Annotated in this window: 14 protein-coding genes; 10 read left to right on the top strand and 4 right to left on the bottom strand. The window is 51.3% G+C overall.

Features of this window, described 5'->3' with window-relative positions:
• Window positions 1-88: 88 nt before the first annotated feature.
• The 3 genes from I8J30_RS02400 to I8J30_RS02390 all read left to right on the top strand — a co-directional run bounded on the left by I8J30_RS02400 (window position 89) and on the right by I8J30_RS02390 (window position 3,368).
• Window positions 89-1,942, top strand: coding sequence for a UbiD family decarboxylase (locus tag I8J30_RS02400; RefSeq protein ID WP_210655057.1), 1,854 nt, complete (start codon window positions 89-91; stop codon window positions 1,940-1,942).
• Window positions 1,939-2,250 (top strand): hypothetical protein, encoded by a 312-nt coding sequence (locus I8J30_RS02395; protein WP_210655055.1) that lies wholly within the window; start codon window positions 1,939-1,941, stop codon window positions 2,248-2,250. Before I8J30_RS02400 ends, I8J30_RS02395 begins: the two co-directional genes overlap by 4 nt.
• 131 nt (window positions 2,251-2,381) lie before the next feature.
• On the top strand, window positions 2,382-3,368 hold the full coding sequence (locus tag I8J30_RS02390) for a cell wall hydrolase (protein WP_210655053.1): 987 nt from the start codon (window positions 2,382-2,384) through the stop codon (window positions 3,366-3,368).
• Between the two features lie 547 nt (window positions 3,369-3,915).
• On the opposite strand, the gene I8J30_RS02385 is transcribed toward I8J30_RS02390, so the two are convergent.
• The 3 genes from I8J30_RS02385 to I8J30_RS02375 are packed head-to-tail and all read right to left on the bottom strand — an operon-like array spanning window position 3,916 to window position 7,711.
• A complete protein-coding gene (locus I8J30_RS02385) occupies window positions 3,916-5,076 on the bottom strand; it encodes a Ger(x)C family spore germination protein (protein WP_210655051.1) in 1,161 nt (386 codons plus the stop codon).
• Entirely contained in the window at window positions 5,073-6,167 is a 1,095-nt protein-coding gene (locus I8J30_RS02380; RefSeq protein WP_210655049.1) for a GerAB/ArcD/ProY family transporter, read from the bottom strand. Before I8J30_RS02380 ends, I8J30_RS02385 begins: the two co-directional genes overlap by 4 nt.
• A complete protein-coding gene (locus tag I8J30_RS02375; RefSeq protein WP_210655047.1) occupies window positions 6,164-7,711 on the bottom strand; it encodes a spore germination protein in 1,548 nt (515 codons plus the stop codon). The genes I8J30_RS02380 and I8J30_RS02375 overlap by 4 nt, the downstream gene beginning before the upstream one ends.
• Before the next feature lie 212 nt (window positions 7,712-7,923).
• Here I8J30_RS02375 and I8J30_RS02370 point away from each other — a divergent pair, with 212 nt between their 5' ends.
• Complete coding sequence (locus tag I8J30_RS02370) at window positions 7,924-8,175, top strand: YolD-like family protein (protein ID WP_091214438.1); 252 nt, start codon at window positions 7,924-7,926, stop codon at window positions 8,173-8,175.
• Window positions 8,176-8,237: 62 nt separating this feature from the next.
• Here I8J30_RS02370 and I8J30_RS02365 read toward each other — a convergent pair whose 3' ends face one another.
• Window positions 8,238-8,672, bottom strand: a complete 435-nt coding sequence (locus I8J30_RS02365) for a hypothetical protein (protein ID WP_210655045.1) — start codon at window positions 8,670-8,672, stop codon at window positions 8,238-8,240.
• Window positions 8,673-8,916: 244 nt separating this feature from the next.
• On the opposite strand from I8J30_RS02365, the gene I8J30_RS02360 reads away from it, so the two are divergent.
• The 6 genes from I8J30_RS02360 to ggt all read left to right on the top strand — a co-directional run bounded on the left by I8J30_RS02360 (window position 8,917) and on the right by ggt (window position 18,681).
• The gene (locus I8J30_RS02360) at window positions 8,917-9,855 is read left to right on the top strand and encodes a phytanoyl-CoA dioxygenase family protein (RefSeq protein WP_210655043.1); all 939 of its coding nucleotides are present in this window, start codon (window positions 8,917-8,919) and stop codon (window positions 9,853-9,855) included.
• A 385-nt stretch (window positions 9,856-10,240) separates the two neighbouring features.
• Window positions 10,241-12,871: an SLC13 family permease gene (locus tag I8J30_RS02355; RefSeq protein ID WP_210655041.1), complete on the top strand. Its 2,631-nt coding sequence runs from the start codon at window positions 10,241-10,243 to the stop codon at window positions 12,869-12,871.
• Window positions 12,872-13,173: 302 nt separating this feature from the next.
• Entirely contained in the window at window positions 13,174-14,586 is a 1,413-nt protein-coding gene (gene allB / locus I8J30_RS02350) for an allantoinase AllB (RefSeq protein WP_210655039.1), read from the top strand.
• Window positions 14,587-14,608: 22 nt separating this feature from the next.
• Window positions 14,609-15,856 (top strand): Zn-dependent hydrolase, encoded by a 1,248-nt coding sequence (locus I8J30_RS02345; RefSeq protein ID WP_210655037.1) that lies wholly within the window; start codon window positions 14,609-14,611, stop codon window positions 15,854-15,856.
• Window positions 15,843-17,087 carry a pyridoxal-phosphate-dependent aminotransferase family protein gene (locus I8J30_RS02340; protein ID WP_210655035.1) on the top strand — a complete coding sequence of 415 codons (1,245 nt, stop codon included), beginning with the start codon at window positions 15,843-15,845 and terminating at the stop codon, window positions 17,085-17,087. The genes I8J30_RS02345 and I8J30_RS02340 overlap by 14 nt, the downstream gene beginning before the upstream one ends.
• Window positions 17,080-18,681 (top strand): gamma-glutamyltransferase, encoded by a 1,602-nt coding sequence (ggt, locus tag I8J30_RS02335; RefSeq protein ID WP_210655033.1) that lies wholly within the window; start codon window positions 17,080-17,082, stop codon window positions 18,679-18,681. The genes I8J30_RS02340 and ggt overlap by 8 nt, the downstream gene beginning before the upstream one ends.
• Window positions 18,682-18,829 lie beyond the last annotated feature (148 nt).

Here is an 18,829-nt window from a genome sequence, read left to right as displayed (position 1 = left end):
CCGAGTCCACTCGGCACGCTCTTTATTTTCCTAACGATAAGGCTATAATGAAAGATAGCAAAGGAAGCTCAGAGATTGGAGTCATACAATGAACTATCGAAGTTTGGAAGAATGCATTACTGATCTGGAACGAAACGGCCATTTGGTCCGTGTGCGGGAAGAAGTGGATCCACATCTGGAGATGGCGGCGATCCATATGAAAATGTTCGAAATCGGCGGTCCTGCCTTATTATTCGAGAATGTCAAAGGTTCGAAATTTCGGGCCGTATCCAACCTCTTCGGAACGGTGGAGCGCAGTAAATTTATTTTTCGGCATACCTGGGATTCGGTTCAGAACGTCATTGCGCTGCGCAATGATCCTATGCAAGCTCTTAAGAACCCGTTCAAACATATCGGGACAGGCCTTGCTGCGCGGAAAGCGCTGCCGGTACGAAAGTCCGGTGGAGGGCCTGTTGCCATGCAGGAAATTCAAATCAGCGATCTTCCGCTGATCAAACATTGGCAGGACGACGGCGGTGCCTTTGTCACCTTGCCGCAAGTGTATACAGAAGATCCCGAGAAGCCGGGCATTATGAATTCCAATTTGGGGATGTACCGGATTCAGCTTAGCGGCAACGATTATGTGATGAATAAAGAAATTGGCGTTCATTATCAAATTCATCGCGGAATCGGCGTGCATCAGAAAAAAGCGAACAAGCTTGGCGTCCCGCTCAAGGTAAGCTGCTTTATCGGCGGCCCTCCGGCGCATACGCTTTCTGCGGTCATGCCGCTGCCGGAAGGCATGAGCGAGCTTACGTTCGCGGGATTACTCGCAGGGCGTCGGTTCCACTACAGCTATATCGATGGCTTCTGTATCAGCAATGATGCCGATTTTGTCATCACCGGTGAAATCCATCAAGGGGAGACCAAGCCGGAAGGGCCTTTCGGCGATCATTTGGGCTATTACAGCCTCACCCATGAGTTCCCGGTCATGAAGGTGCATAAAGTATATGCCAGGCCGGGCGCGATCTTCCCGTTCACCGTTGTTGGTCGCCCGCCTCAAGAGGATACGGCATTCGGCGCGCTCATTCATGAACTGACGGGAGATGCGATTCAACAGGAAATTCCCGGCGTCAAAGAAGTTCATGCTGTCGATGCTGCAGGCGTTCATCCGCTGCTATTTGCGATTGGGAGTGAAAGGTACACGCCCTATACACAAGTCAAGCAGCCGGCGGAGATTCTCACGATTGCGAACCGCATTCTCGGAACGGGGCAATTGAGTCTGGCGAAGTATTTGTTTATTACGGCAGAAGATGATCAACCGGTGGATACGCATGATATTGAAGGGTTCCTCACCTATATTCTGGAACGAATGGATCTCCGGCGCGACATCCATTTCTACACGAATACGACTATCGATACGCTGGATTATTCCGGAACCGGCTTAAATACCGGCAGCAAGGTGATTTTCGCCGCGGTGGGGGATAAGAAGAGAGTGCTGTGCCAAGAGGTCCCAGAGGTTCTGAGAGATCTTCCCGGATATGAGCATGCCTCGCTTGTAATGCCGGGCATTGTCGCCATCCAAGGGTCTGCATTCAGCAACTACGCCGAAGCTGAGCAGCAATTCAAGGCGTTGTCCGAGGCGATTCACGCCAGAGGCGCGATCCATGCCTGTCCGATGATTATTGTTTGTGACGACAGCCGATTCGTAAGCGAAACGCTGAATAATTTCTTGTGGGTGACCTTCACGCGCAGCAATCCCTCCCATGATATCTATGGCGTGAACAGCTATTACGAGTTCAAGCATTGGGCATGCGATAATGTGATTATCGACGCTCGCACGAAACCGCATCAAGCACCGCCGCTGCTGCAGGATCCTGTAGTGGAGGAGAACATTAAGCGCTTCTTCGCAGAGGGTGCCAGCTTAAGCGGTGTCTACCCGAAGATTGGAGGCCGATTATGAGTCAGCGTTACCGCATTACGAGATCGTTACAAGCCCATGAGGATGCTGCCGCACAAACGATTTCGCTGGAGGAGTGCAAGCAGTATTTTGCGTCCAAGCCGGATTTCACCTATACATCCGTTTTTACCGTGAAAGGAGCGACTACCATGTCCATAGAAGGTGATTTCTTCATGTGGAACTATGGGGATATCCAGATCCCTTTCCGTCATTATCAAGGGGATTTGTACGTTTCCGGTACGAATGAAGCGGTCATTCCGAAGATGGTGGAAGTCGCAAGCGACCTCGTGGCAGACATCGAAGAAGGGTAATTTTTCATCGCAAAGTTAAAGTTTTTATTAATTCTGTGAAAATGTTAATCCTACAGGCGCAATTAGCTGTGTTATAATTTTGCCCAGAGCAAGTTTGGCAGATTATACTACTGATGAGCTTGGAGGTATTCATGATCAGACCATTCAAGCCGCTTATCGTAACGATGGCTTTGGCATTACTTCTGATTGGAATTGGGCCAATGTCCATCGTTTCAGCAGCGGAAACTACTAATAAGACCCCTATTGCGATTGAACTGAATGGCGAGACGGTGAAGCTGGCCGATCCTGCAATTATGGTAGAGAACAGAACTTACATACCCGTAGCTCGCGTTGCGCGGCTGCTCGGTGCTAAGACAAGCTGGAACAAAGTGAATGAGGAATTAACGATAAACACGGCGCTCGGCGATAAGATTGTGCTTGGAAATGAAGTTCCCGTCGTTTATTTCAACGGTGCACGTTACCGCATGGAGGCGCTTCCATTTCTGGCGGATGACAGACTTTATGTGCCATTGCGTCAGCTCTCGGAATTGCTCCACGCCGAGTTGAAATGGAATGCCGACACAGATGTTATCGAACTGAAGACTGTTGAACCTGCAGAGATTAAGGACGAATATGGTTTGGACGAAATCAGCCAGCAATTCGGCGTCACGAAGGAAGAGCTCCTTAAGCGTAACGGTCTATCCGGCGAGTCGAAGATTGCCGCGAACAAGAAGATAAAAGTTGTTGTTCCTTCGTTCTTTCATAAAGCGGCCAAACCATTCACGGAAGCGGATCTCTTGCTGCTTGCCAAGATTACGATGGTGGAAGCCGGTTATGAGTCGTATGAAGGTCAGCTTGCACTAGCTAACGTGATTTTGAATCGAGTGAAGGATTCGAAGTTCCCGGATTCGATCCGCGATGTTATTTATTCGGGAAGACAATTTCCGCCGGCCCACAACGGGATGCTCGACAAGAGCCAGCCGCATGCAGGTGCGCTGCGTGCAGCCAAGGATGCTCTCAATGGGAAGAATAACGTGAAGGATGCCGTTTATTTCTTCAATCCTGCCGTTTCCAAAGGATCGTTCTGGTCCAGCTTGGAAGTAATTTCGACTATAGGCCATCATCGCTTCGCCAAATAAAACGATAAAGAAAGCTGTCTCAAAAGTCCCCGGCAATCCGACTTTTGAGACAGCTTTCTTTTGCATGCGAAATGGTTGGTGGCGGAAACAAGAGCGTGCGATGTCTCGGTTCATGTGGGTATTCGTGATGTGACTCGAGCGGGCATAACCTGAATTGTTGTAACGGTCATAAATGGACATTACAGTCGGTTTTCGGCTTTAGTCCCACTGTACCGGTTATTTTTGTCCGTTAAAGCTGAATCAAAAGCGATTTAAGCAGGTTTTTGATTCCAATGGACATTTTTGACCGTCAAATTTCTTCTATTGGGTTTACTGGCTTGTAACGGACATTTTTGACCAGTGGAATGCTGCATGATCTGCAACATTCTGACCTAAGTATGAGAACCGACGGAGAGATGTTGCACGTAATTGCATATAAAGCAACATTTTGCACTGCACACGGTGGGAGTGCCCTCTGGATGATGGTCATGCGATCGCCACAGTAGTTAAAAACACGGTGATCGGCAATGCCGGCTATGGCGGTGAAGAGTGCCACGCCAAATATAGGCTACAAAGGACTGTACAAATCGACGACACCCGTACTCTTAATCGCCACTTTCAGCTTGATATTCACATTCGCATCCGCGAACGCAGCTCCCCAATCATCCTGAACAGGCTTCCAAGCTTTATACTGGTAAGCTCTGGCGTAGATGCCGAACCCGAAGGGATCAATTTGCTTGTCCTGACATCTATGGATGAGCTGCTGGAACTGCTGCTGAAGTTTAGTTGCAATTAGACGCTGTAATTTAGGTGTTGTTTCCTTGGCGTATTCGGGATCATCGGTTTGCATCGTCGTTACGATTATGTTGAGTTGCATGGTTACGTCAAATATAAACCTTCCATCCCGTACGTTTGTACCTACATCGTACCTGCTTTTTAAGATCTCGAACGCTACAGCATTCTTGACGGCATGGTTACCATCCTCACTTTCTTCTTGGACGCCATCCAATTCGAGAATGAACGAAGGTGTCCCTGTGAATTGATGCTGTAAGAGAAGAAATAAGGTTGTTTCTTGAAGCGAGAAATGCTCTTTCAACTGACCTTGCTTGTTCAGCAATGCAGTGCCGGTTACAACCACGTTTTGCTTCTCTTTTTTCAACTGCGTTAAAGAGGCCGTCATTCCTTTGTCTTTCATTTCTCGCCGCAGCTCCTGCAAGTTCCTCGAAACCGTGATGTTGCCCTTATTCGCTGTTTCGATGAGCTTCCTCACATGAAGAGATAGCCGTGGCTTATCAATCGGCTTATAGTGAAAGATGTTCTCGATCGGCCCGTCAACAACGACAATGATAGGCGTTTCTGTCTGCTTCGGCACACGATAGAAGAGATCGAAAATATCGTACCAATCCTTCTGCTGCAACAGTCGTTTGCCAACCAGAATCGATTGCAGCTTCCCGCCGGTTGTAATCCCGGTTAACATGGAGTCAAACTTAGCGCGGGCGAGCCTAATTGAATCGGCACGTACGAACGCGGATTCCGTTTTTTCCTTGGCTTCTCTATAGAAGACAGGACTTTGTGAGTAAATGACAATTTGATTATCCTCATCGACATCAATGCCGAGCATGAGCGAGATGGAAGCATCCTCTAGATTCATCTGATCGAAGCAGCCGGGGAGCAGCATCACAAACATGGTGAGTGTGAAGAGGACTTTTATGAATCGAATACCGGTCATTGTAATCCTCCTCTGGGCTTAAACACGCTTGTGTACGCCAATAGGATTAGGGGCAGCGCAAATGCGAAGTACCACCCCGCATTACCGAACAGCTTAAGCATAGATACAAATTCAGAGGAGGAAGGTCTATAGAAAGTCGATAGAATAAGCATGCCGATTATGGCGAGTCTAACAAAGGGTTTGTGGTCTTGTTTCCCCAGCAGTCGACTAATGCCGAACGTTGATGCGTACAGATAATGGGTCCATACCCGGAAGATCAAGAACAAGTAGGCAACCAAGACAATAATTTCAATCCGTTCCATGAAGCGAAATTCAATGATCTTTAATACTTTTAAGGTTGGATATTTGTAAGAGGTGATATCGTCCGGCGAGAAAAATAGGAAACAAATCAGGATCACGATCATATAGATCACAAGCGTAATCGTATTTCCTGCGATAATGCCCATTGCCGCCTTCTCTTTATGTTTAAGGAACGGGTAAAGAATAAAGCTGATTTCAAATCCGAGGAAAGAGAGTCCGGTCGGGTTTGCCGCTTTCAGGACCGGTCCCCATCCTTCTTTGAGAACGGGCAACAAGTACAACCAGTGCGATTCTTTCAAGGGATATAGGATGATAAGCAGAATCCACAGGAAACTCCAAAACGTGATTTCCGCATATCTCGCCAGAATGCGAACATTGTTACGGGCGAGCTGGTAGGTAGGCAAGGCAAACAAGAGTACCAATAAGAAATTCGGCGTATTTGCCAAGAGCTCTAGTTTGAAGAAGCCAACGGCGGATAAGAACGATACAAAGAAACCGAACATGAAAAAGACGATCATGCAGCTGTTCAGGATAAAGCCCAGAACTTTGCCGAAGTAGCGAGGAATAAGATCATAGATCGTATCATCCTGGTGTTTTTTCATCACTTGGACAATAAAGAGACTGGCAAGAACGGCAAGTGCCCATCCGATCAGAAGGGAAATCCAGCCGTCCGTTCCCGCATACATCGCTAAATCCGCTGGCAGCGACAATAAACCAAATCCTAACTGCGTCGCGTGGATCATGAAGATATATTGCAGTACCGTAATCTCGTTCAGCGCATATTTTTTCAATTTTTATCACCTCTGTCAGAAGCTTGCTTCTTACTCTGAATGCCTCTGGCACTGAGTGGACGCGTAGTCATTTTCCATATCGGTAAACGGATGATCGTATCCTTCAAATCTCTAAACCTGACCGGGCTGAAGGGGCTGAAGTAAGGCGTGCCAAGCGACTCGAGTGAAATCAAATGGATAAGCAGCACCAGCATGCCAATGGCCACGCCAAGCAGGCCATAGATGAACGCAACCAGCATCATGGGGAAGCGAATTAATCGGATGGCGGATGACATGTCGTTATTTGGGATGATAAAGGAAGACAATGCCGTCAGCGAAACGACGATAACCATGATATTGCTCACGACTCCTGCTTGCACTGTCGCTTGTCCAATTACGATCGCACCGACGATGCCAACGGTCTGACCAATCGGAGCCGGCAGTCGAATCCCGGCTTCTTTCAGCATTTCAAGCGTAATTTCCATAATAAAAGCTTCGAGAATCGGGGGGAACGGAACGCTTGCCCTGGATTGCCCAACCGACAATAACAGTCGAAGCGGGATGACCTCAAAGTTGTACGAGATGACGGCGATATAGAACGAAGGCAAGAAGATCGTAATAAAGAAGGCGAGAAACCGCAGTATCCGAATAAAGGACGACACTTGCCAGCGATTGCTGTAGTCATCGATCGTTTGGAAGAACATCGCGAAATTGGCCGGACCGATCAGAACCTCCGGAGATTTATCGATTACGATGGCTAAGCGGCCTTGCAGAATTTGCGAAGCTACAGAGTCCGGTCGTTCTGTCGTTACAAATTGCGGAAAGGGAGAGAACGAGTTGTCTTCGATGAACTCCTCCAGCTCGCCCGAGGATAGGATTGCATCCACATCGATTCGATCGATTCGGTCGAGTAACTCTTGAAGCACTTGCGGATTAGCCACGTCAGCCAAATATAAAATACTGATTTTGGTTCTCCCGCGTTCTCCGACGCTGGTTTCTTTTATTTTCAATTCCCGGTTCGGAATGTATCTTCGAATAAGGGCGATATTCTGGCAGCCCGTTTCCACGAACCCTTGGTGAGCCCCTTTTAATGAAGCTTCCATTTGGGGATCTTCGATGGCTCTTTGCGGCCAGCCATGCGTATCCAGAAGAGTAGCCGTGCTGTTGTGATCCACGAATAAGACACTGGTTCCTTGCAAAACGGCTTGCTCGATTTGATATAAATCGGTTGCTGTACGAATCCCGCCGACGGTAATGATATGTTCGATCTGGGGATCGGCTGCGGTTTCATGCATGAGCGGACGAAGGATATCGTTATTGATGGCAACCTTGTCGGACATATTATCAAGATAGACCAGGGCTGCACGCTCTTGCGTCGATTTAATTAGAAATCGGCGTGTAATGAGTTCGGGAATTTCGGTGAGCAATGCCTGTAGATCAGATATATTGGTGTCCATTTCGCTGCAGATCGGCTTCGCAGCCTGCGGCTTCTTCGGTTGCGGTGCCGAATCGTAATGCCGGCTGCGTTGCCGCTTACCTCGAAGTATGTTGCGGAACAACCCCATCGCTGAACACCCCCCCAATACGCTCAATATGGTTATTTTGCAACAAATTGGGATATTTATGCACTTCCATCTCGTTCTCTTTCTAGTGCTGAAAGGTTTTTTATTTGTAGTAGAAATTATTTGGTATAATAGGATGTCTGGGCTCTTGATAGAGTCTCGTGAGCAATTCAACAACAGAAATGACGGTTTCATATAGATAGGGAGTGACGGCAGTGGCAAAAGCTAAGGTTCCAAAAAGGCCGACTCGAGACGAGTTCGTACTGGAGGAATTGGGGAATCAATTGGTTGAAGCGTACCAAGAGGAATCCATCATCGTGTTATCGGTGTGGGGAAGAGAAGAGGCTGTCCAAGGTCAAATCGTCACGATGGATTCACGGACAGGTCGGGTGCATGTGGAAACTGCCGAAGGCTTGCAGAAGGTTCCGTTCATGGACATCATGCAAGTGAATTATCCAAGAGCATAAAAGGGCAAAATAAAAAGCTGCCGGCTGGTACCGGCAGCTTTTTTGCGTTCTGATGGACAGCCTTAATAACAGCTTTCATCAACTTTGATTTCCTTATCGGTTACCTTCACTTTCGTATATCCGGTGACATGTTCCGTATAGGAGCAAACAGAGCGCTCGAAGGACTCCCCGTTTGAATTGGTAAATTTGAGGTAGATGCCGCCTTCTCCGACGGAGCTTAACTTCGGTTTGATGTGCTGGCTTGTCCCGCTGCGAATGGGCTCTGCATGGAAGTTGGGCTGTACCTTGATCGTTTTCCCGGCATCGTCGCTTGTCAGCAAACCGGTTTCAACGGCGACGAGGTCGTAGCTGGATTTGTTATCAATTCGGACAGAGAAAGCCCGATTCTCTTTGACGATGTCTAGTTGCAGCACATAATTGCCAAGCAGAAGAAGTCCGGCGAGCAGGGCGGCAAAGCAGATGAAAGTTGCAATTACAGGCTTGGGGATGCGTTTCATTGTGTTCCTCCTATTACATTGCATGTATTCCACTATTACTATAGACGTTCCGGATGGCGAAATGTTATCAGCCCATAGGGTAGGAATTTTGTGTCCAGAACCTCCGATAATTGTTAGAAGTCTTGCAGAGCTTCCTACGATATTCCCAGTAGCTTATGAAAATCCTCTCTCCCTCTGAACCTCTAAAAGCGCTAACATAAGGACAAGCAAGTTCAACCATCTCACAACTTAGGGAGTGTTTAGATTGCCTAAAGTACTTTCAGAAGAACAAGTGAAGCATTTTATAGACAAAGGCTGGGTAAAAGTCGAGCAAGCTTATCCGCGGGAAGAAGCGCTCAAGGTGCAGGATTTCCTGTGGGAGGAGCTGGCGAAACGCGGCGTGCATAGAGAGGATCAAAACACCTGGACGCAGCCTGTCGTACGGCTCGGCGACTATGTCCATCCGATCCACAACGGCTTGAATTCGGATCGATTGACAGGCGCAATTGAGGATTTAATCGGCGAAGGACGCTGGCAGCTGGGCAAAGAAAGAGAGAACGTCAGCTGGGGCGGCTACATCGTTAACTTCGGACCGGAGGTGCCGGGCAACTGGCATTACGACGGCAGCCACTTCCGCCATTACCTGGACAGCTGGGAACAAGGCGTGCTTCTCGTTTGCTTATTCTCCGAGGTGCGCAAGGGCGGATCGGGAACGTTGGTGGCCGAAGGCTCGCATAATATCGTAGCGAAGATGCTGGAGAAACATCCCGAAGGAATCGGTCTTGGCGAGGCGATTCGGGAGTGTAATAAGCACCCTTGGCTTGCTGATTTGCTTGGCAAGAACAAACCTGTCTCCGATGACATCTATGCAGAGACGCCTTCCGACAATCGTCAAGCGAAGAAGGAGCGCCTGCAGAAGTTTATGGATACAGCTTACGAAGATCCGGACGGATACTCCCTTCGCGTAGTGGAGACAACAGGCGGACCCGGCGACATGGTAATCTGCCATCCGTTCCTGTATCATGCTCCATCCGACAATGAGCTGGGCGTTCCGCGTTTCATGTGCAACCGCGTAGCGCCGACGCATGAACGAATGAATTTCAATCGGGAGAATCCCGAGGATTATTCGGTTGTGGAACGCATGATACGTACGGCACTCGGCCTGAAAGACGGGGAACCGTGTACTTGGGCCAGAGCGGAATAGAGAAGTTGAAGTCCACGATCTCGTATTCGTGGACTTTTCTTTATTTCATTGTAGGAAAATGGTTGTCACGAGAACTGGGTCATGCGTTCCTCCTGCTGCTTGTTTGACCGCCGCGTCGAAGGCACCAAATGTTATGTCTGTCCGCGTATGACGCCGGAAGAGCGGGAAGCAAGAGCCAAAGAGATGCTGGAAAGCATACCTTCTTAAGCGGGCCATAGAGGAGCCATCGAACACGCCGAATGCGGCGTGTTTTTTGTTGCTTTCTAAGGCGGTAACCGCGATGCTCCGAAATTATCGCGGGCAAAAGAAGGGAACAAGGCGCATTATGTCGTAAATCATAGAAGATTATCTGAAGCTATAGGTCAAAAGTTTGGGAAGAGGGTCCATGAAACTAATTGAAATTGAAATGTTTAAGCAGCTTTCCAATATGGAGCTGGCGAAGCTGCTCGGAAAGCTGGAGAGGCTTACGCTGCAGGCCGGAGCTACCTTGTTTGAACAAGGGGATCCCGGGGATACGATGTACATTATCGACAGCGGTACCATTGAGCTGTTTACACGCTCGGATGGGATGCGGCATTCGCTTGCTTTTCTGCATGAAGGGGACACGCTTGGGGAGATGGCTCTGCTGACCGGCGAGGCTCGTTCGGCCATGGCGGTCGCGACAACAAATGTCGTATTGATGCAGCTGGATCGGGAAACCTTTGATGCGCTTATTACGGAGCATCCGACGATTTCGGCGTATTTTATCAGACTCATCTCGCAGCGTTTAACGCATACGAATGAACGATTGCGCGATTCGAAGGAAATGCGGTCGCAATGGATCATGCAAGAGCTGAAGCAGCTGCCGGAGCCGCTTGTCCAGTTCCTGCTCTGGTCCGCTCATTTGGCTACGATTCACAACGGGCTGATCGAACTTCGTTTCGGCTTCTCTCTTCAAGAGAAGATGAAGCAATATCCGGTCCTGACCAAATTCCTATCCGTAGATGATGATGGAATGAATGAGCCGCAGTGGAGCAAAATCAAGCTCGAAGCCAAGTCAGCCCTGATCGAAATGGCAACCGCTGCGCACAGCTACAAGGAGAAACGGCAATGGATCGAAGATGCGCAAGCCTTCTATACCGAACAGGAGCAGTGGCTCGCACTTGCGGTTATGTACAAGGAAGAAGGCAACTGGGATAAGGTTGTACACACCGTCATCCGGCAGCAAGCGATGTCGGAGCCGGAAGAAACGCAGACATTCGGATTGCTCTTGGAATGTCCGATCGAGGTATTGTTACGCTGTTATGCTGCACTGGAGCTGGCTGTTCGCTTAGGTTTGGTTCATGGCCCGGAAGAAGGCCTTCGGATCGTGGAACATGCCGTGAGAGAAGGCACGCTGAATGACAACAAAGTGAAGCTCATTTCGCTATACGAATGGGGAGCTGAGTTAAGCCGCTTGCTGCATAATCGGCATAAGGCACTGGAGTACCTGCAGTTGGCAGAAGCGGCAGCACAGGTGTTATCAGGTCGCTGGCCGCAGGCGATTCAAGACGAGGAACGGGAATATCAGCTTGCCCAGCAGAAGCTGACGAATCGCAAAAGCATGTTCTTCGCGGAACGGGCAAGCCGTCTCATTAATCCGAGTCAATGGGCTCGCTGGCTCGCCCTCGTTATGGCGCTCAGCATGATTGTGATCTTCTATTTCATGCCGCCGGCCGCCGGTCTGACCGACAAAGGCATGCTGTTCATCGGAATCGCCATCGCCGCGGTTATTTTATGGATCGTCAATATTATTCCGGACTATATTGTAGCGTTGGGAATGGCGATGCTGTGGGTGCTCGGAGGCGTCGTTAAGCCGGAAGTGGCCTTATCGGGATTCGCTTCCCCAACTTGGCTGTATATGATCTTCATCATGTCGATCAGCGTTGTGATTACGAAATCAGGCATTCTTTATCGGCTGTCCTTGCATGCTTTAAAAAGATTTCCGCCGCATTTTCGCGGCCAGCTCTGGGGGATCGTGGCGGGAGGCATCGTGCTGAATCCGCTCATTCCATCCTCCTCGGCCAAAGTTTCCTTAGGGGTTCCGATCGCCCAAACGTTATCGGAGTCGATGGGCTTTAAGGATCGAAGCCATGGCGCTGCCGGTTTGGGACTCGCGGCTATGGTGTTCTACGGATTTACGGCGCCTTTTGTGCTAACCGGATCCTACACCAACGTCATGGCGTATAGCTTGGCGGGAGCCGCGGTACCGGTCACCTGGTTGGAATGGGCGCTCTATGCGCTGCCTGCTTTCGCCGTCTTCGGGACCGTTATGCTGGTAGCGCTGTCGCTCATGTTTAGTGGCAGTACGATTGCGGTCAAACAAGTTTCCGGAAAAGTGCTCGATGAGCAAATCCGTCTGCTGGGGCCGCTGACCAACGAGGAACGGATATCGGTCTGTACCGTGGTCGGATGTATCGTGCTCATGATGCTGCAGCCACTGCATGGCATAGACAGTACGTGGATTATGCTGATCGGCTTCTCGGTTCTGGTCATTAGCAGCGTGCTTGACAGGCAGTCGCTCATCAGCGGCATCGACTGGACGTTCCTCATCTTCCTTGGCATCGCCTTTAGTTTCGCGAATGTGGCCAATGAGCTTGGAATCGTGGAGTCGCTGACAGATTTTCTGGGCTCCAACATGTCTTTCTTTATCAGCTCGCCTGCGTTATTCCTGACAGCTGTTATTGTATTGTGCTTTATCGTGACTCTGATTGTCAGAGACGATCCTGCGGTAATCTTGCTGGTGACGGCATTGCTTCCGTTATCCCAGCAAGCAGGCGTGCATCCTTGGATCTTGGTGTTTGTCATCTTGCTATCGACAGATCCATTCTTCTTCAGCTATCAGTCGCCTACTTATTTGACCGCTTATTTTAGCTCAGAGGAGCGAGCGTTCAGTCATCGGCAGGGGCAAAAGGTTGCTTTCGGGTATGCGCTAGCCGTACTGTTGGCCGTTGTCGTTTCCGTTCCTTATTGGAAGTGGATCGGGCTGCTGCACTAATAGTTTCGTTTAGAAGAGTCGCGTTTCGTGACTCTTCTTTTTTATTATGTAAGACTATATAACGCTGAATTGCCTGATAGCCCTTGAAAAAGCTCGTTCTAGTTGATGATTTAGCCGCATAGGGTAGTACTTGTATGAATTAGGCAGTGACATTACGAAATAATCAGGATAATATAAATTTACTGGCAATACTGTGTTATGTAATCTGACACATCGGATTTAAGTATAGCAAGGCGGCAAACTTTGAGCGTGGTTTCAGGCGAGGTTTGCCGCTTTTATGTATAAATAAGGAGGTAGACGAGATGCGCGATAAGCAATGGGATCTCCTCATTAAAGGCGGCAGCGTCGTGCTGCCGGACGGCGTTGAGGTACTCGACATCGGGATTACAGATGGACGAATAACCGGCTTGGCATCGAATCTATCGACGGAGGCCGCGAAGCTCGTCATTTCAGCAGCAGGCAAGCATATTTTCGCCGGCGTAGTGGATGCCCATGTGCATTTCAATGAGCCCGGGCTTGGAGATTGGGAAGGTTTCGCTACCGGGACTGCGGCACTGGCTGCCGGAGGCTGCACCTCGTTCATAGATATGCCGCTTAATGGACTGCCTCCAACCATAAACCTACCCGCTTTAAAATTGAAGCTGGATGCAGCAGCCGGAGAGAACGGTTCGCGTGTGGATTTTGCCGTCTGGGGAGGGCTTGTCCCTGGAAATATCGGCGATTTGGCGGCACTATCGGAAGCGGGAGTGGTCGGGTACAAAGCATTCATGTCCTACCCCGGTGACACGGGAGATGGCTGCTTCATGAATGTAGACGCCGAGACATTGCTGGAAGGCATGAAAGTTATCGCCTCGCTGGGCGGGATCTTGGCGCTTCATGCGGAGGATGAAACGATTGTATCGGCGCTGGCTGCTGCCAAGCAAGCGGAAGGCAAGGTGAGCATGCGAGATTATTTGGATGCCAGGCCGCCGGCCGCTGAATGGGAAGCGGTGAAGCAGGCGCTGCATATGGCGCAGCAAACGGGCTGCAAGCTGCATTTTGTCCATATCAGTACGCCTGAGGCGATTGATCTTATTAGCGAGGCTAAGCAATCGGGACTCGATGTCTCCGCGGAAACCTGTCCGCATTATTTGGTTTTCACGGACGAGGATGTGATACGGATTGGCGCCGGCGCGAAATGCTCGCCACCGATCCGATCCCATCGAGAACGCGAAGGGTTATGGGGACAGCTTGCTGAAGGCAGAATTGATAGTATCGCTTCCGATCACTCTCCTTGCCCGCCGGGGATGAAGGAAGTGAAGGATGGGAATTATTTCGGCGTTTGGGGCGGCATACTTGGCGCGCAGAGCTTGCTTGAAAGCATCGTGAGCGAGGGCGGGTTGAAACGCGGCATTCCGCTTCACGTATTGTCGAGGGCCATGTCGGCAGCGCCGGCAGAACGATTCGGATTCGGGGATAAGAAAGGGCAGATATCGCTCGGATTTGATGCCGACTTGGCTATTGTGGATTTGGCTTCTCCCTATGTGCTTACTGAGCGGCATTTGAAATATCGGCATCCGCATAGCGCATACGTCGGTTATGCGTTTGGCTGCCAAGTAGACATGACTCTGCTGCGCGGGAATATCCTCTATAACAGAAGCGCAGATGCAGGTGACAAGGATACAACTGTCCGATCGATGGGTCAGCGATTGCGGCCACATGCTTCTGGGATTTGAATAGGCGGGGAGGGGCTCTACTGTGAAGGCAAGCAAAGGGACATCAGAGCTGCTGGCGGAGCTCGCGACGATTGGCGAAGATCCGCGCGGAGGCGTCACTCGGCTGCTGTATGATTCAGCCTGGCGGCAAGCGCAGCAAGCGGTTGCTCGCATGATGGCTGATGCCGGGCTCGCTGTTGCCATCGATGAAGTCGGCAATGTATATGGGACGCTGGCCGGATCTGATGCCGCAGCGTCGCATGTGCTGACCGGGTCGCATATCGACACGGTGCCATGCGGAGGACACTATGACGGCGCTCTGGGAATCGCAGCCGGCATCGCGGCGCTCTCACAGCTGCAGCTGCAGCATGGACAGCCCCGCCGCACGCTTGAAGTGGTATCGTTCTGTGAGGAAGAAGGGAGCCGCTTCCCGCTGGCGTATTGGGGATCGGGCAATGTTACGGGCAGCAAGCGCTTCGATGGAGCATTGGCAGCGAAGGATTCCGAGGGCATCTCGCTACGCGAGGCGATGATAGGCGCGGGATTCGAGCCGGATGCGCATCGGCGAAGCAAGCGGACGGACATCGGCATGTACATCGAGCTGCATATCGAGCAAGGCGAAGTGATGGAGCGGGCGCAATGCGATATCGGTGTCGTAGATGCCATCTGCGGACAGCGGCGCTACTTCGTAGCTATAGAAGGGCGCAGCGGCCATGCGGGCACGACGCCAATGGCGATCCGCGAGGATGCATTGGCAGCGGGAGCGGAAATGCTCGTCTGGCTGCGCCAAGCTGCCGTAGAGCAAGGGGATGGTCTTGTGGCAACGGTGGGGAAGATGGATGTTTCGCCTAATATCGCCAACGTCATACCCGGCAAAGTTCGCTTCTCCGTAGACATTCGGCACCGGGATGAAGCCGTGATTACCGCTTTCTGCGAGCGGACGTTTGAAGCATTCAATGAGGCAGCGGCTCGTCATAGCTGCGGTATGACGATGTCGTGTTGGCTGAACGAACGTCCTGCGCCAATGGACGCTGCGATACAAGAGCGCATAGCTCGCATTGCCGATTGGAAAGGGTATTCGCATATGACGCTCAGCAGCGGAGCCGGCCATGACGCTGGATTGTTCGCGCCGCACTGTGCGTGCGGGATGATCTTCATCCCGAGCCAGGGCGGCATCAGTCACTCACCGCTGGAATATACAGCCCCGGAAGCCATTGCGCGAGGCACTGAACTGTTAACTGAACTACTCTATCAACTTGCCTATGTGGAGGAGTCCCATGAAGAGATATAAGGATTTATCTCCCTCGCCCCGTATTATACTGACACCGGGTCCCGTCGAGGTTGATCCGCGTGTATCCAGAGCCCTATCCTATCCGATGCTCGGTCAATTCGATCCGGAGTTTACGGCGCTCATGAATGAGACGATGCAAATGCTGCGCGAGCTCTTCCGAACGTCCAACCGATGGGCCTTCCCGGTAGACGGTACTTCCCGTTCAGGGCTGGAGGCGGTGCTAACCGGACTCATCGAGCCCGGAGACCGGGTGCTCGTTCCGATCTTCGGCCGATTCGGCTATTTGCTCGCCGAAATCGCGGAGCGCTGCGGCGCGGAAGTCGTGACCATCGAGACGGAGTGGGGCACTGTGTTTGATCCGGGCGAAGTCATCGATGCCATCGACAGACTCAAGCCGGATCTCATAGCCATCGTACATGGCGAGACTTCGACGGGCCGCATGCAGCCGCTTGAGGCGATTGGCCGAGCCTGCCGCGAACGGGAGCTTCTGCTCATCGTGGATGCGGTTGCGACAATCGGCGGCGTTCCCGTCGAGACGGATGCCTGGCAGCTCGACGCCGTGATCGGCGGAACGCAGAAATGCTTATCTGTTCCATCCGGCATGTCTCCTATCACGTATAACGATCGGGTAGAGGCGAAGCTAATGCGCCGCAAAAGAATTGAGAAGGGCATTCAGCCGGATGGATACATCGAGAAGGACCCCTCCTTATTCATTCGCAGCAATTACTTGGACCTGACGCAGCTGCAGGACTATTGGAGTCCGCAGCGGCTGAACCATCATACCGAAGCGACGGCGATGCTGTATGGACTTCGAGAAGGGCTGCGTCTTGTACTGGAAGAAGGACTGGAGGAGCGGTTTGCGCGTCACCGCCTGCATGAGCGTGCGCTGGTTGCGGGACTCGAAGCGATGGGACTAACGCGATACGGCGACGATAGCTGCAAGATGCCTGTCGTTACTTGTGTTTGCATTCCCTCAAACGTGGACGGAGAAGCGGTACGCAGCCAGCTCTTAGCGGATTTCGGCATCGAAATCGCGAGCTCATTCGGCCCGCTTAAGGGTCAGATTTGGCGGATCGGCACAATGGGCTACAGTTGTCGCAAATCCAATATATTGCTTGGCTTGGCAGCGCTCGAAGCGGTATTGCCGCTGCACGGCGCAAGCATCGTTCCGGGTGCGGCAATTTCGGCGGCGCTCGTTATTTATGCGGAAGGGGCGAAGCCGGATGCATAACTTGATGCCGCGATCTTATCGCGATATGGTGACGACGCCGCATTACTTGGCGAGTCAAGTGGGAAGCGCGATTCTCATTCAAGGCGGCAATGCGATAGACGCTGCCGTGGCGGTCAGCGCTGCACTCGCAGTCGTGTATCCGCATATGACAGGGCTTGGCGGCGACAGCTTCTTCATGATCTATTCCGCGCAAGCAGGTAAGCTCGTTGGCCTTAACGGCAGCGGTCGAGCAGCAGCGGCAGCGAATCCGGCTCATTTCCTTAGGGATGGGATGAGTCGCCCTCCTGATCGCGGTGTGCAGAGCGCGATAACGGTTCCCGGCATGGTGGATGCATGGTGGGAAGTGTGGTCGAAATACGGCAAGCTGCCATGGGAAGATCTGCTGCGGCCTGCGCTCCGATATGCGGAAGAAGGCGTACCGATTTCGCGCAATTTGCATGTATGGATGGCTCGCGATGAGCCGTTGCTGCGAGCTGATCCTATTTTGCGCGACTTGTACATCGATCCATTAATGAACACCATTAAGCCTGAAGGGGCGAAGCTCAAACAGCCTCAGCTGGCCGATTCGCTGCGCACGCTGATGCAGGAAGGTCGCGATGCCTTCTACGAAGGTTCACTGATGAAAGCGATCATCGATGCGGTGCGTGCGGACGGCGGTTTACTTGCCGAATCGGATTTCACCTCGCACCGCAGCGAGTGGGCGGAGCCGCTCGCTGTAGAATATAGAGGGGTGCAGGTCTGTCAAATGCCCCCCAACTCGCAAGGCTTTTCCCTCCTTATGATGTTGAATATGCTGGAGCTGTTTGATCTGAAGCGTATTCCGCGCAACTCTTCAGCCTTCTATCATTTGGTAACCGAGGTGGTGAAGCGGGCATTTCGTTACCGGGATATGCATCTCAGTGATCCGGCATTCAACTCGATTCCGCTTGAGCTGCTGCTAAGCAGAGAAATGGCGGAGCAGCTGGTCGACGAGATACGGAAAAACCCTGCGCAGACAAGTGAATTCGAATCCGAGCCCGCAGGTCAAGACACCGCATATGCGGCAGTAGTCGACGAAGAGGGAAATGCCGTGTCATTCATTCAAAGCCTCTATTATGATTTCGGCTCCGCATATACGGCAGGGCAGACAGGCATTATTTTGCAAAATCGCGGTTCCTACTTTTCTCTGGATCATGCTCATCCTAATGTGCTGGCACCGGGAAAACGTCCCTTCCACACCCTTATGCCAGGTATGGCGCTGAAGGATGGGAAGCCGATTATGCTGATGGGCACGCAGGGAGGAGAAGGGCAGCCGCAGACGCAGCTGTCGCTTATTACCGGAGTATTGGACTACGGCTGCTCGATCCATGAAGCTATTAGCTTACCGCGGTGGGTGTACGGTCGCACTTGGGGCGACGATAGTGATCGGCTTCGATTGGAGAACCGCGATCTCGGCGATGCCGCTGAGCGATTGAAAGCTTGGGGGCATAAGGTCGATGTGGTAGATGGCTGGGACGGCATGATGGGCCAGGCGCAAGGTATCCTCATTGGCTGTGACGGCATTATCAGCGGAGCGGCGGATCCAAGGGGAGATGGACTTGCTATAGGCAGTTAGCGTACATAATGCGATGATAAACTAACATTTTCTTAACTTTTCTTGTAAAAACTCGTTTTGATCTAATTTTTATGCATAACCTTCTTAAACATTTACCGCTTAAACTTGGAGATAGCTGGGAGTTAACCAGAAACTATTCACTTCAAGT

This window comes from Paenibacillus lignilyticus (assembly GCF_017942085.1).
Taxonomy (GTDB): Bacteria; Bacillota; Bacilli; order Paenibacillales; family Paenibacillaceae; genus Paenibacillus_Z; species Paenibacillus_Z lignilyticus.
The sequence above is the reverse complement of the archived record's forward strand: the minus strand, read 5'-3'. Positions and strand labels throughout refer to the sequence as shown.

Coding starts and splice junctions, on each gene's coding strand:
- I8J30_RS02400 (WP_210655057.1), top strand. CDS start 89: ATGAACTATCGAAGTTTGGAAGAATGCATTACTGATCTGGAACGAAAC.
- I8J30_RS02395 (WP_210655055.1), top strand. CDS start 1,939: ATGAGTCAGCGTTACCGCATTACGAGATCGTTACAAGCCCATGAGGAT.
- I8J30_RS02390 (WP_210655053.1), top strand. CDS start 2,382: ATGATCAGACCATTCAAGCCGCTTATCGTAACGATGGCTTTGGCATTA.
- I8J30_RS02385 (WP_210655051.1), bottom strand. CDS start 5,076: ATGACCGGTATTCGATTCATAAAAGTCCTCTTCACACTCACCATGTTT.
- I8J30_RS02375 (WP_210655047.1), bottom strand. CDS start 7,711: ATGGGGTTGTTCCGCAACATACTTCGAGGTAAGCGGCAACGCAGCCGG.
- I8J30_RS02365 (WP_210655045.1), bottom strand. CDS start 8,672: ATGAAACGCATCCCCAAGCCTGTAATTGCAACTTTCATCTGCTTTGCC.
- I8J30_RS02355 (WP_210655041.1), top strand. CDS start 10,241: ATGAAACTAATTGAAATTGAAATGTTTAAGCAGCTTTCCAATATGGAG.
- allB (WP_210655039.1), top strand. CDS start 13,174: ATGCGCGATAAGCAATGGGATCTCCTCATTAAAGGCGGCAGCGTCGTG.
- I8J30_RS02340 (WP_210655035.1), top strand. CDS start 15,843: ATGAAGAGATATAAGGATTTATCTCCCTCGCCCCGTATTATACTGACA.
- ggt (WP_210655033.1), top strand. CDS start 17,080: ATGCATAACTTGATGCCGCGATCTTATCGCGATATGGTGACGACGCCG.